This window comes from Arthrobacter sp. TmtSoilC77, from assembly GCF_059739415.1.
Genome location: NZ_AP046050.1, coordinates 735,022 through 748,209, shown reverse-complemented (window position 1 = coordinate 748,209; position 13,188 = coordinate 735,022). Strand labels below are relative to the sequence as shown.

General features: G+C 61.7%; 12 protein-coding genes. All 12 read right to left on the bottom strand.

What is annotated here, in order from left to right; genetic code table 11:
- Nucleotides 1-11: 11 nt before the first annotated feature.
- The 12 genes from AC6I99_RS03610 to AC6I99_RS03555 all read right to left on the bottom strand — a co-directional run bounded on the left by AC6I99_RS03610 (nucleotide 12) and on the right by AC6I99_RS03555 (nucleotide 13,136).
- Nucleotides 12-1,475, bottom strand: a complete 1,464-nt coding sequence (locus AC6I99_RS03610) for an APC family permease (protein WP_497960279.1) — start codon at nucleotides 1,473-1,475, stop codon at nucleotides 12-14.
- Nucleotides 1,476-1,561: 86 nt separating this feature from the next.
- Entirely contained in the window at nucleotides 1,562-2,227 is a 666-nt protein-coding gene (locus AC6I99_RS03605) for a TetR/AcrR family transcriptional regulator (RefSeq protein ID WP_497960277.1), read from the bottom strand.
- 37 nt (nucleotides 2,228-2,264) lie between these two features.
- Nucleotides 2,265-2,702: a carboxyltransferase domain-containing protein gene (locus AC6I99_RS03600; RefSeq protein ID WP_224166383.1), complete on the bottom strand. Its 438-nt coding sequence runs from the start codon at nucleotides 2,700-2,702 to the stop codon at nucleotides 2,265-2,267.
- 107 nt (nucleotides 2,703-2,809) lie between these two features.
- On the bottom strand, nucleotides 2,810-3,007 hold the full coding sequence (locus AC6I99_RS03595) for a hypothetical protein (protein WP_224166382.1): 198 nt from the start codon (nucleotides 3,005-3,007) through the stop codon (nucleotides 2,810-2,812).
- Nucleotides 3,008-3,104: 97 nt separating this feature from the next.
- Nucleotides 3,105-3,299: a hypothetical protein gene (locus AC6I99_RS03590; RefSeq protein ID WP_309926615.1), complete on the bottom strand. Its 195-nt coding sequence runs from the start codon at nucleotides 3,297-3,299 to the stop codon at nucleotides 3,105-3,107.
- 1 nt (nucleotide 3,300) lies between these two features.
- Nucleotides 3,301-6,237 (bottom strand): FAD-binding and (Fe-S)-binding domain-containing protein, encoded by a 2,937-nt coding sequence (locus tag AC6I99_RS03585; protein ID WP_497960275.1) that lies wholly within the window; start codon nucleotides 6,235-6,237, stop codon nucleotides 3,301-3,303.
- Nucleotides 6,238-6,363: 126 nt separating this feature from the next.
- Entirely contained in the window at nucleotides 6,364-7,332 is a 969-nt protein-coding gene (locus AC6I99_RS03580; protein WP_224166379.1) for a sugar ABC transporter substrate-binding protein, read from the bottom strand.
- Nucleotides 7,333-7,398: 66 nt separating this feature from the next.
- On the bottom strand, nucleotides 7,399-8,397 hold the full coding sequence (locus tag AC6I99_RS03575; RefSeq protein ID WP_224166378.1) for an ABC transporter permease: 999 nt from the start codon (nucleotides 8,395-8,397) through the stop codon (nucleotides 7,399-7,401).
- Nucleotides 8,394-9,278 carry an ATP-binding cassette domain-containing protein gene (locus tag AC6I99_RS03570; RefSeq protein WP_224166377.1) on the bottom strand — a complete coding sequence of 295 codons (885 nt, stop codon included), beginning with the start codon at nucleotides 9,276-9,278 and terminating at the stop codon, nucleotides 8,394-8,396. Before AC6I99_RS03570 ends, AC6I99_RS03575 begins: the two co-directional genes overlap by 4 nt.
- A 313-nt stretch (nucleotides 9,279-9,591) precedes the next feature.
- The gene (gene iolG, locus AC6I99_RS03565; RefSeq protein ID WP_224166376.1) at nucleotides 9,592-10,602 is read right to left on the bottom strand and encodes an inositol 2-dehydrogenase; all 1,011 of its coding nucleotides are present in this window, start codon (nucleotides 10,600-10,602) and stop codon (nucleotides 9,592-9,594) included.
- Between the two features lie 29 nt (nucleotides 10,603-10,631).
- A complete protein-coding gene (locus AC6I99_RS03560) occupies nucleotides 10,632-12,089 on the bottom strand; it encodes an APC family permease (RefSeq protein WP_497960267.1) in 1,458 nt (485 codons plus the stop codon).
- 33 nt (nucleotides 12,090-12,122) lie between these two features.
- Nucleotides 12,123-13,136 (bottom strand): D-2-hydroxyacid dehydrogenase, encoded by a 1,014-nt coding sequence (locus tag AC6I99_RS03555; protein WP_224166374.1) that lies wholly within the window; start codon nucleotides 13,134-13,136, stop codon nucleotides 12,123-12,125.
- Between the last annotated feature and the right edge of the window lie 52 nt (nucleotides 13,137-13,188).

Below are 13,188 nucleotides of genomic sequence, written 5' to 3'. Positions count from 1 at the left end.
CCCGTTCCGGCTTAGTCGATCCTCTGGCGCCCCAAGCGGGCGTAGATGTCGGGACGCTTTGTCCGCAGGAAGAAGGCGTAGACGATTCCGCCGAAGAAAAGCGCGAAGGTGAAAGTCATGAAGATGACGGTCAGGACCGCCGATCCACCGATGAGTTCCGGGTAGTTGGCGATTGCCAGAAAGGTGATGGCACCAAGGAACAGAACGCTGATGATAGGTGCGATGACCGTCTTCCAGATTGATTCCGGAGCCAAGCCACGGCGGCGGATGAAGTACACCAGAACGGCGAAGCTGGTGATGAACATCAAGAGCAGCACAGCGAAGGTGCCGCTTCCACTGGCTATGGGATACAAGGCTTCCGGTGCAACACCCAAAACAGTGAAGAGCACGGTGGCCGCGGCCCAAATGAGGCCCACAGCCAACGCCGAAACGTACGGCGACTTGTGCTTCGGATGGACCCTGCCCAGGAATCTGGGCAGCGCATGGTCTGAAGCGAGGGCGAAGCTGTACCTGGCTGCGATGTTCTGGATGGACAGCATGCACGCGAGCACCGATGTAATGAGCAGGATGACGGCGATATCGGCAAAGATCCTGCCCGCGAGGCCGACGAGTGCATCATTGAAGAGATTCACCGTGTTGTTCTCAGCCTCGGCCTGGATCTTATCCGCACCGAAGAAGGCGATGAAGGCCCACGCTGCCACTGCATAGAAGATGCCGATGCCTGCCACGGCCAAATACGTGGCGCGAGAGATGGTCTTGTCCGGGTTCTTGACCTCGTCCCGGTAAATAACGGTGGCTTCGAACCCGAAGAAGTTGCCAACGGCGAAAAGCAGTGCCAGGCCAAGGGTTGCGTCGGTGATGGACGGCAGGGCGAACCCTGCACTCTGCACTGCCCCTAGTCCGTTGGCCGAGAACGAAACGACGTCAAACACCACGATGATTGCCACTTCAAGCAGCATGACGATAGTGAGCAGCTTGGCCGACAAGTCGATGCGGTTGTACGCCAGCACGGTGGTTACGGCCGTAATGGCCAGCGCATACCAGTACCACGGTATGTCCGGCCCGCCGAGGGTATTAACCACAAACCCCTGAAGCGTCACCCCGAAGAATGATGGCGCGAAAAAGCCGATAAAGATGTACCCAAACAGCGCGAGGAAGGCGCCACCAAGACCTGCCGGCTTGCCCAGGCCCGCCGTGACAAAGGAGTAGAAACCGCCAGCACCTTGGACACTCCGGCTCATCTTGACGAATCCCACGGAGAAGATAAGCAGCATGAGCGTAACCAGCAGATAGATGGCAGGCGCTGTCTGCCCGCTGAACATCAGCAGGACCGGAAGGGTGCCGGCCACCGTGGCCAAGGGTGACGAAAAGGCCAGCACGTTCATGACGAGTTCTCCGACTCCCATGTTGCCGCTGAGCCGGTTTTGACTTGTCTGACGCGCCACCTGTGGTGCGTCAAGGGTGGTGTTATACATGTAATCCTCATCACCGAATATTGAGTTCTGAATCACAGTATCGACAGGGCACAGAAGGGTGGTGTGCCATGTTGGGACAGCGCCGGCTACGCGCCGGCGCGGGTCCCGGCGCCGACTTCAAGCAAGGAACGGGACAGGGCCACCCCGTGGTCCACTACGCTTTCAAGCTGAGCCTGGCTGCCATCCCATGCAGACCAACGCGCGGAGCCGTCGAGCAGCGTAAAAATAGCCTGGATGGCTTGCCGCGTGACCGCGAGTCCCATTTCTTCGGCCGCAGCGGCGTACATCTCCTGGTGCAGGATCTGCCAAAAGGCCAGCTCTTCACGGAGGTCATCACCCAGGAACCCCGCCACCCTATCCGAGGCAACCAGTAGGTTCCAGAGATCTGCCTCGGGCCGGCTCAATTGCTGGGTGACGTGGAAACGGACAAGGGCTGCCCAGTAGTCACCCGCGCACGGGGTTTCCTGCACCGCTTTGAGAAGGTCGCGGGCGAATCCGTGGGTGAACCAGAGGAGCGATTCGGCCACGATCTGCTCCCTGCCCTGCGGAAAAGTCGAATAGAGACTTGGCGCCTTCAGCCCAAGTTCGCGGCCCAGCGTCCGCATGCTCACTGAGTTGTAACCGTTGGTGGCGGCCAGCCGGAGGAAAGCCACGAGGATCCGCTTCCTGGCGGGCGTCTGTGCCGACCAGTCGCGTTTGGACAGGAATTCCCGTACAGCAGCGTTCGCCTGCCTACGCGGAGATGGACTCATTTCATCCTCAAGAAGGGTCGTAACGGAATGAGTCTAACTAACAGTCGTTAGGTTGAGAAGACCTTAGCCACACAGAGTCGCCTCTCCCTATAAGGCAGTCAGCAAAACACTCGCGGACCCGGCCCACCACGAGATCATCCGTGTACGCATCGCAGCTGGTGAGAGTCACGCCAACCGCCGAGAGTGTGAGGGAACCTTGGGGCACGGCTTTGATCCGCCGCCCGGCGTAGGCCATTTGGTGCCAGTCCCTCCCCCAGGGAACCTCGATCACGGCAGAGGCCGCAGGCGCTGCGAAGGACCTGACGGTGTGTTTGGTCCGGCAAAGCCTCCTGATCAAAGTTCGCGCCGGCATATCGAGCAGCAGGCAGGCTGTCGCCAGGTCCGGACCTGCAGCACCGCCAAATGCCACGGGCAACTCGTAGCTGGCTGGGGAGTCCTCCCACGTCCCGTACCCGGTTTGGGACGAAGCCGCCATGCCCGCCAATCCAAGACTGGCCAACTCTGCCTCCTGGCGTGAAAGGAAGCGGGCCGTAGCGCTTGGACCAGTGCCAGGAACAAACGCTACGGACCGCGGCTTGGGGGCTAGGCGCCCGGTGTCGGCCACGGCGAGGCATCGCGGATGTCGCGGCCTTCCGCCATGTCCTGGAGGAGTCGGTGAACGAGTTTCCCCGAGCGCTTCAGCTGAAGGTCAGTCCGTTCGCCAAGATCGGTTTCGTTGAAGTGTGCCGATGCCCGCAGCCATTCGACGTGCCGTCCTTGTGCGAGCTTCCTGTTCATCATCGAGATCAACTCTCAAAAAGTAATGGGGCTATTGGGTCCCTTCAAGCATCCGTCCCGGGGCCATGTGCCAACCGTGTCAGTTTGGGACACGGGCTTATCACTCCAGGTTGATGCCCACAGCGAAGATGAAAATGCCGCTTGCGGCCACCAGGAACGCGGCGGCTCCCAAAGGAACCGCATGCACCCCGCGGAAGCTGGCCGTTGAATGCGCTTCCTGTGAGGCGCCAAGATGCCTCCCCGCCAAGCGCAGTCCAGCCGCCACCAGGATGAGGAAAATACCGAAGTATGCCACCCTAATCCTCCGTCCATCGCGCACTCAGCGGATCCAAGGCAATTGCCAGGTGCTTACTGAAGCGTTCCGGATCGACCTGCGAGACCTGCATGGCACAACTGAACCCATCCGTGAGGACCAGCCCCTCACCACAATCCAGCGCCGGGACAATGGAGTGTTCCGCCACCTTCATGGACATATCGAAGTGCTCGGCCTCAAAACCAAAGTTACCGGCCACTCCACAGCACGACGACGATTCGACGAGGTTGGGCACTCCCCACGCCTCCAAGACGCGTTTCTGAGCACCTGAACCGAAGACTGCATGCTCATGGCAGTGGGTTTGCAGGACAGCGGTTTTGGGCGGAACGGCGGACGGCTTCCAGCCACGTTTAATAGCCTCATCGACAGCCACGGAGAACGATCGGACCCGGGCAGCCACGCGCCCGGCCGCAGCACCGCCCACCATCTTGGGACCTTCGTCACGGATAGTGGCCGCGCAGCTGGGTTCCAGGACCACGATGTCCCGCTCCGTGCCGTCATCGAGTTTGTTGATCAGCCTCGCCAGCCGCCGTCGTGCTCCCTCGCGTTGGCCGGTGGAGATCCACGTCAGCCCGCAACAGGCGTCCGGCGTGCAACCCACGGAACTGCCCGAGTCCCGCAGCACCCGAGCTGCTGCCGGGACCACTTCAGGCCGGAAGGCGCGGGTGAAGCTGTCGATGAACAGCAGGACGTCGGCTTTGTCGGTGAAGCCTGCCTCGCCCACCCGCCTCCGGATGAGGCCGGACGCCGCGAAGGCCGGGAGCCGTCGTCGTGCGCTGACGCCCAACTTTTCGCCCACCCAACGGAACGGACGGAAACGGGTCCCCGCGTTGGCGATGGGCGCAATACGCGTCAACAGTGGCAGCCACCGCGGCAGCCAACCGATCGAATAGTGCGTGAACGGCCGGATTTTGCCGCGGTAGTGCTCATCCACCAGCTGCGACTTGGCTTCAGCGATATCCACGCCCGTGGGACAGTCGGCCGAGCAAGCCTTGCAGGACAGGCACAGGTCAAGGGCTTCCCTGACTTCCGGACTGGACCAACCTCCGTGGCTGGTGCCGTTGGTCCGCGTCAGTTCCTGCAGGACGCGGGCACGGCCGCGGGTCGAGTCTTTCTCGTCTTTGGTGGCTCGGTAGCTGGGGCACATGAAGCCGCCCGCGGTTGCCCGGCAGCGCCCAACACCAATGCATGCATGCGTATTGCCGACGAACGGGCTCACCACCGGCAGCAGGCTGCGGCCAGCTGAAGAAGGTACGACGGCGGCACCAGCCATCGCGGCCGGCTCACCGTGCGCAGGACCCGGCTGGGGCACGCCGTCAAGAGCCAGCGAAGCAGCGAAGGGCTCGGGGTCCACGATGATTCCCGGGTTCAAGATTCCGACAGGATCCCAGAGGTGTTTAAACGCCCTGAAGATGTCCACCATCGCGGGCGAATACATCACGTCCAACAGTTCGCTGCGTGCCCGGCCGTCGCCGTGTTCCCCGGAAAGCGAGCCGCCGTGGGCCACCACGAGTGCCGCTGCTTCGCGGGTGAAGTTCTCAAACGACTCCCGGCCAGTGTCGCTTCGGAGGTCATAGTCCAGGCGCATGTGCACGCAGCCCGCACCGAAATGCCCGTACATGAAGGCTGTGTAATCGTATTTCTCCACGAGGGGCAGCAACTCCGCGAGGTAGTCGGCCAAACGCTCCGGGGCGACCGCCGAGTCTTCCCAGCCGGGCCAGGTCTGGACACCATCGATCCGCCGGGATGAGAGTCCCGCACCGTCTTCGCGCACCCGCCAGAGTTTGGCGCGCTCCTGGGGCTCCGTGACAAGGGCGTGGTCCACAACCCGGCCGTCTGCTTTGAGTTTCTCCAGCAGCTGTTCGCAATCGGAGGCCGCCTGTTCCATGGTGTCCCCGGGGAACTCAACCATCAGGAAGGCCTTGCCCTGCGGGAGTGAGTCGACGCTGGCGGCACCCCGTCGGTGGCGCATGATGTCCACGATCGATCCATCCAGCCCCTCGATGGCACTCGGCTTGGCAGCGAGGATGGTCATCACATCACGGGCCGAGTCGATGGTATTCGCGTATCCGAGACACAGGAGCGCCGTGGTGCGGGGCTTCGGGACCAGTCCCACCTTTGCCCGCACCACAATGGCGCACGTGCCTTCGCTGCCTGCCAGGGCCCCGGCGATGTCCAGGTTGTTCTCGGGCAGGAGGTGTCCCAAGTGGTAACCGGAAACCTGCCGGGGAATGTTTCCCAGTTCGACCCGCAGTGGGGCGAGGTTGGCCTGGGTCAACGCCTTCAATCCTTCGAGAATTTCCTCCGCCCGGGTGACGGAGTGCTGGTCAACTGCGTCAACGGCCCGCAGGAAGTCCCGTCCGGCATGCAGGTGGGCGCCGTCCGCCGTGACGAGCTCCAATTCCAGCACATGCTGTGTCATTCGTCCGTAGGCCACTGAGTGGTTGCCGCAGGCGTCGTTGCCGATGGAGCCGCCCACCGTGGCCCGCGTCATCGAAGATGGGTCCGGGGCGAAGGTCAGCTCTCCGCCACTCGCTTTCTCGGCGTAGGAGCGCAGCTCGCCAAGGACCACGCCGGCGTCCGCCCAGACCGCCGCCGTACCGCCGTCGAGCGCTTCCACGTTCGTCAAGCGGCGCGAAAGGTCGATCACCAAGGACTTACCGACCGCGTTGCCCGCCATGGACGTTCCGCCGCCGCGCGGGGTGATGGGAACGCCGGAAGCCGAACATCCGCGCACGATGGCCCTGACGTCGTCGACGCTTGCGGGAAAGACGACGGCGGCAGGCCGGACACGGTAGTTGGACGCATCGTAGGAGTACTCGGAGCGCCGTCGCGGAGAGTCATCCACCTCGATGCCCTGTTCGCGCAACGCGACAAGCAGCTGCTCTACTTTCGTGTCTCCGTCGTCACCATGGGGCATGTTCGCCTTCTCCAATTCGTAGTGGTCCGCTGGAATTCTAGGCAGGCTGGAACCCGGCGGAGTGTGCCAAAACAGTACGGGCACAGCGGAGAGATCCGCTGTGCCCGTACTGTCGTCCGGAAGTGGTTACTTCAGGAACTCAGACAGGTTGTCCTTGGTGATGAGCGTGAACGGCAGTGTGTAGCGGTTGTCCACGTTTCCTCCGTTTAGGAAGTCGGTCACTACCTCAACGGCCTTGACGCCCTGGCCCGCGGAGTCCTGACGGACCGTTGCGGACATGGTGCCGGCCTTGATGTCCTGGAGCGCGGGTTCGGTGCCGTCGACGCCCACTACGGCCTTGAACTCGGCCGTGCGGCCTGCGTCGGCAATTGCGGAAGCCGCGCCGATGGCCATCTCGTCGTTGTTGGCCACAACGGCGTCAATCTGGCCGGACGGGAAGCGCTGGAGGGTGTCCTCCATGTTGCGCTTGGCGTCATCCCGGCTGCCCTTGGCCTGGAATTCAGCCACGATCTTGAAGTTCTTGTTGATGGTCTTGTCGAAGCCGGACTTGCGGCGGTCGGTCCACGATGCGCCATATACGCCTGCTGCGAACACGAGGTTGCCGCCGTTGGGCATCAGCTTGTTGAGGTACTCGGCCTGCATCTGGCCGGCCACGGTGTCGTCGACGCCGATGTAGCTCTTGTACCCAACGTCCGATCCCTCCGCGAATTCGGTGGACAGGATGAACAGCGGGATGTTGGCTGCGATGACCCTCTTGGCCGCGTTCTGGCTGGCATCGCCATCCAGAGGCTGCATGATGACTGCGTCCACTTGACGGGTGAGGAGGTCCTCAACCTGGTTCAGTTCGCTGCCGACATCCTTTTTGGAGTCGGTGATGTTGAGCTTGACGCCCTTCTCATCCGCCGTCTTCTTCATCGCGTCCGTCATGTGGGCCAGGTCCGGGTCCTGCAGGTCAAGGACCACAACGCCGATGTTGTAGGTCTTGGCCGCTCCGCCGCTGCTGGTTGCGTTGCTGCTTCCTGCGCAGCCGGTGAGGGTGAGTGCCCCCGCTGCCATCATGGCGACCGCCGCGGCGATCTTACGTCGCATACTCATGGTTGTTCCTTTCAGTGGTTTGTCTGTGCGCTTGGAGATTGTTGTGATGCGTTGTTTGTTGCTGGGTCAGTCGGACTTCCAGCGGTTCAGCAGGACGGCGAGTACCAGGATCACGCCCTGCACGCCTTGCTGGAAGTAGGAGGAAACGCCCAGCAGGTTCATGCCGTTCATGACCACGCCCAGCAGGAGTACGCCGATGACGGTTCCGCGGATGGTGCCGACACCGCCAAAGAGGCTCGTTCCGCCAATGACGACGGCGGCAATCACCTGGAGTTCGTAGCCGGTACCGGCCACGGGTGCGGCCCCGTCCAGACGGGCTGTGAGGACGAGTCCGCCAAGGGCAGCAGTGACGCCGCCGATGAGGTAAACGGTGAACAGCACGCGGCTGGTTGAGATGCCAACCTTCTTGGCCGATTCCTCGTTGCCACCTACGGCGTAGACGTGGGAGCCGAACTTGGTTCGGCTGAGCACAAATTCGCAGATGATGGCAGCCACCAGGAAGATGATCACGGGAACCGGAATGGGCCCGAGGAAACCTGATCCCAGCCACTCGGCCGGTCCGCTCAGGCCGGAGACAACCTGCCCGTCAGTGATCACCAGTGCCGCCGTACGGGCTATGGCCATGGTGGCCAACGTCGCAAGGAAGGGGAGGATGGCTCCCCAAACCACCATGGCTGCGCTGAGGAAGCCCACCAGGAGTCCGACGCCCAGGCCGGCGATCAGCGGAAGCCAGAAGGCGCCTCCACTGGCAGGGGCAAGCAGGGCGAAGGTCATGCCGGCCAGGCCAACGACGGAGCCCACGGACAGGTCGATACCTGCCGTGATCATGATGAAGGTCATTCCCAGCGCGATCAGTCCGATGATGGATGACTGCCTGACGACGTTCACGATGTTGTTGAGGGTCAGGAAGTTCGGTGCCGCCGCGGCGAGGAAGACGAGGATCACTACGAACAGGATGATGATTCCGTAATCGCCAATGAATCGCTTGACCTTGGTGGCGGTCATGCCTTCCTTGAGGTCGGCTGGCCCCAGCTTGGTTTTGATGTTGTCCATGGTGATGCTCATGAGTCGCTCCCGGTGGTAGTACCGCGCGCGGCCAGTGCATCCACGGTTTCCATTGCTGATGTGCTTCCGATTTTGCGGCGCGCCTCCGGGATGCCGCTGCCGGTGTCGACGTAGTCGTCCAAGGTGCCGTGCGAAATCAGGTGGGCCACTTGGGCTTCGGAGACATCTCCCACGCGGAAACGTCCCACTACCTGCCCCTGGCGCATGACGGCGAAGCGGTCCGCGACAGCGAACGCTTCGTCCAGGCGGTGCGTAATGATGATGACCGCGATGCCCAGGTCCTTGAGCCGCTGGGTTACTTCAATAAGCTTGTCCACCTTGGCCACCGAGAGGTTTGCGGTGGGCTCGTCCATGATGATCAAGCGGGCATCGAAGGCCAATGCCCGGCCGATTGCCACGGCCTGCCGCTGGCCGCCGGAGAGTCGCTTGACCTTGAGGCGCGGGTTGATGGGGATGTCCAGGCGTTCCAGCACGCGCTTGGTTTCCGCCTCCATCTTCTTCCTGTCGATGATCCTCAACAGGGGACCCAGGATGTTCTTCTGGGGCTCGCGGCCCAGGAAGATGTTGGTCCGGACATCGAGATTGTCGGCCAGGGCGAAGTCCTGGTAGACCATCTCGACACCTTGGTCCCGGGATGCAGATGGTGTGGGAAACTCGGTTTTCTTTCCGTCCAGCTCGATCACGCCACGGTCGGGCTGGTAGACGCCCGTCAGCACTTTCATGAGCGTGGATTTGCCGGCGGCGTTGTCTCCAAGAAGAGCGAAGGTTTCGCCGGGCATGACATCGATGCTGACTCCGCGCAATGCGGACACCGCCCCGAATGTCTTGTGTATGTCCTTAAGGGCGACCAGTGGAGCTGTCGCCGGTGGTGCGTCGGTCATCTCATCCTCGTTTGATAGGGCCATGCAAATGAACCGGTGAAACACCTTTAGCGATGGGCCATCAAACAACGTTGTTTGACTTTGCAGAATCCGGGGCAATTCGAAGAAAGTCCCGTAACTGCGTGACCTTCGCCACACTGTTTCACTTACTTGAACTTTGGCGGATTGGAGAATGCGGGAGATGTGCCACTTTGAAACACCAACCTGACGTGAAATGTTGCCGCGGGACACAATTCACTTCCCTTAAAAAACAAAGCCGGCCCGGCACGGATTGTTGCGAAATAATCCGTGCCCGGGCCGGGCAGTCAAAGGGCTACGCTGACAGCTCCACGGCTATCGCAGCACGTGTCCGGGCGGACTTCTCCGCCGCGTCAGCCAGGATCAGGGCAGCACGGCCGTCCTCGAAGCTCGGACTCCGCGAGGGAAGCCCGCGGACAGCGCGCAGGAACTCTGCCACCTCAAGCCGGTACGCCTCCGCGTAGCGCTCTAGGAAGAAGCTCTGGTACGGCCCCATCCCCTCCACCGTCCTGGCACCCCAGTGCCGGACCAGGCTGTCGTTCTTGTTGACCACCTGAAGCAAGCCCGCGGATCCGAAGGCCTCGATGCGCTGGTCATAGCCATACACGGAATGCCGCGAGTTGAAGATGGTCACAAGCTCATCTTTCGAACCCCGCAAGGTCACCGCTGTCGAATCGAAGTCGCCCGCCTGCCGGATGCCGTCACTGAAGACGTTCGCGCCTGTGGCCGACACCTCCACGATGTCCGGAATGAAGTAGCGGGCCATGTCCAGATCGTGAATAGTCATGTCCCGGAAGATCCCGCCGGACTGGGGCAGATAGGCCGCTGGCGGCTCCCCGGGATCGCGGCTGGTGATGATCAGTTGCTCCAAGACTCCGATCTCGCCAGCCCCCACACGCCGCCTGAGTTCCACGAAGTGCCTGTCGAAGCGCTTGTTGAAGCCCAGGGCGATCGGGATATCCGCAGCGGCCGCCTTGGCCCGGAGTGCATCGACCCGCGCAATTTCCAGGTCGATGGGCTTCTCGCACAGAACCGGGATCCCGGCGTCGATCGACTGCTCAATGAGGTCCACGTGAGTGGCCGTGGGAGACGCCACGATAACGGCATCGACCTCCCCGGAGGCAAAAACCTCTTCCGGGTCGTCACTCACACGCCCACCGTATTCGGCGGCTGTTCGCTTGGCGCCCTCTATTAAGGGGTCGCACACCCAGGCCAACGTCGCTTCTTCCAGGGTTGCCAGGCTCATGGCATGCACTTGACCGATCCTGCCGGTCCCGAACAGGCCAACTCTGATCTGTTGCGTCATTGCAGGTCTCCAGATGTTGAAGTGATGTTTTAGTCGATCTTTTGCCGGCCCAATCTGGCATAAACATCCGGACGCTTTGAGCGCAGGAAGTAGGCATAAACAATCCCGCCGAAGAACAGCGCGAACGTGAAGGTCATGAAGATGGCAGTCATAACGGCCGATCCACCGATCAGTTCCGGATAATTCGCGATGGCCAGGTAGGTAATCAAGCCAAGGAAGATCACGCTGACGATGGGCGCCACAATCGTCTTCCACACAGATTCAGGAGCGAAACTGCGGCGGCGGACAAAGTAAACCAGGACGGCGAAGCTCGTGATGAACATCAGGAGCAGGACCGAGAAAGTGCCGCTTCCGCTGGCGATCGGGTAGAGGGCTTCAGGAGGAACCCCCACCACAGTGAACACCACCGTGGCTACGGCCCAGAGCAAGCCAACGCCTACTGCTGAAACGTAGGGAGACTTGTGCCGCGGGTGCACCCGACCCAAAGCCTTGGGGAGTGCCCCATCAGCGGCCAGCGAGAAACTGTAACGGGCCGCGATGTTCTGGATCGAGAGCATTGAGGCCAGGATCGAAGTGATGAGCAGGACTACGCCGATGTCAGCGAAGATCTTGCCCACCAGCACCGTGGCGCCGTCGTTGAACAAGTTCACGGTGTTGGCCTTGGCCGCTTCCTGGACGTTGTCCGCTCCCAGGAATGCGGTGTAAGCCCACGCAGCCACCGCGTAGAACAGGCCGATGCCCACCACGGCCAGGTAGGTTGCCCTGGGGATGGTCCTGTCCGGGTTCTTGACCTCGTCGCGGTAGATGACCGTTGCTTCGAAACCGAAGAAGTTCCCAACGGCAAACAGCAGCGCAAGGCCCAATCCGGCGTCGGTAATCCACGGCATCGAAAAACCGACGCCTTGTGAGACGTCACCTGAGGCGAACGCCGCGACATCGAAGATGATGACGACGGTCGACTCGAGCAGCATGACCACCGTCAGCACCTTCGCGGAGAGATCGATCCGGTTGTAGGCCAGCAATGTGGTGACGACAATGATGCCCAGGCCGTACCAGTACCACGGGATATCCGGACCGCCCAAGGTATTGACCACGAAGCTCTGCAGCGTGAGGGCGAACAGTGACGGAGCAAAGAAGCCGATGAACACATACCCAACCAAGGCCAGGAGCGCCCCGCCCAAGCCGGCCGGCTTGCCCAGCCCTGCCGTGACGAAGGAGTAGAAGCCGCCGGGAGCTTCGACGCTCCGGCTCATCTTGACGAACCCCACCGAGAAAATCAGCAGCATCAGAGTGACCAGGAGATAAATCCCCGGAGCAGTGTGGCCACTGAAAAGAAGCATCACGGGCAAGGTGCCCGCAACGGTGGTCAGGGGGGAAGAGAACGCAAGCACGTTCATCACGAGCTCGCCGACCCCCATGTTGCCGCTGAGCTTATGTTCCTGGGTCTGGGTAGGCGTTATCGGCTTCCCTTTTGTTGAGCTAGACATGTAATCCTCGTCGCGAAATTTTAGAGTGCTGAATCACACTACCGACGCGGATTGTGGGAGTACTGTACCAGCCTGAGACACAGGTTTTGGGGCGGTTCCACCCAGCTTCTTCAGGTCAACAATGTCGTTCAGCGGCTGGTCCGCTTTCCACTGCTGAAGGTTCCTCGCGAAGCAGTCCACAACCCGGCCACGCCATCCGATCAGGTCTCCGGATGCGTGGGGCGAGACCAGGATATTGTTGCGGCTCCACAGCGGATTATCGGCCGCCAGCGGCTCGTTCTCGAAGACATCCAAGGCCGCTGCACCCAAGTGGCCTGCATCGATGGCATCAAGGAGGTCCTGCTCCACCACAACCGCTCCACGGCCAACATTGACCAAGCGTGCACCCGGACGCATTTTGTCGAAGCGGGCAGCGTTGAACAGACCGCGGGTCTCCTCGGTGAGTGGCACGGTCAGCACAACGTCCTGGGCTTCTCCGAGGAGCACGTCCAGTTCGTTAAAGGAGGCGATCGCGCCCAGTTGGGAATCCTCACGGGCAGACCTGCCGACGACGGTCACGTCCATGCCCGCTGCCCGCAACAGCAGCACGGTTTCGCGCCCCACCGGGCCCGGACCGACCACCAGTACCTTGCGACCCAAAAGGGGTTCGGTCTCGCGGTGCTGCCAGGTCCGTGCCTGCTGCAACTCGATGGTGCGGCGCAGGTCCTTGGTGAACATCAACAGCACGCCCAGGACCCATTCAGCGATGGGGCGTTCACACACTCCACGGGAGTTGCTGACCACGATGTCGCTGTTGATGATCTCCTCGGTCATGAGACTGTCCACGCCAATGCTGGAGGTGTGGATCCAGCGCAAGTCCCCGGGGCCCACTTCGCGCAGGAGCTTGGTCCGGAAATCGTTGAGGAACAGGATCTCCGTTCCCGGCAGCGCTGCCCGGAACTCATCCGCCGTCCGGACCACCAACACTTCGGCTTCGGTCTCCAGACGTTCCACGGGAGGAACCGGGCGGCCCTCCTGGACAATTGCAATTACTTTGGGTCGTGACACACCTTCTCCTTTCAAGGGGCCGCTCCCAGACGGGAACGGCCCCACCATCCGT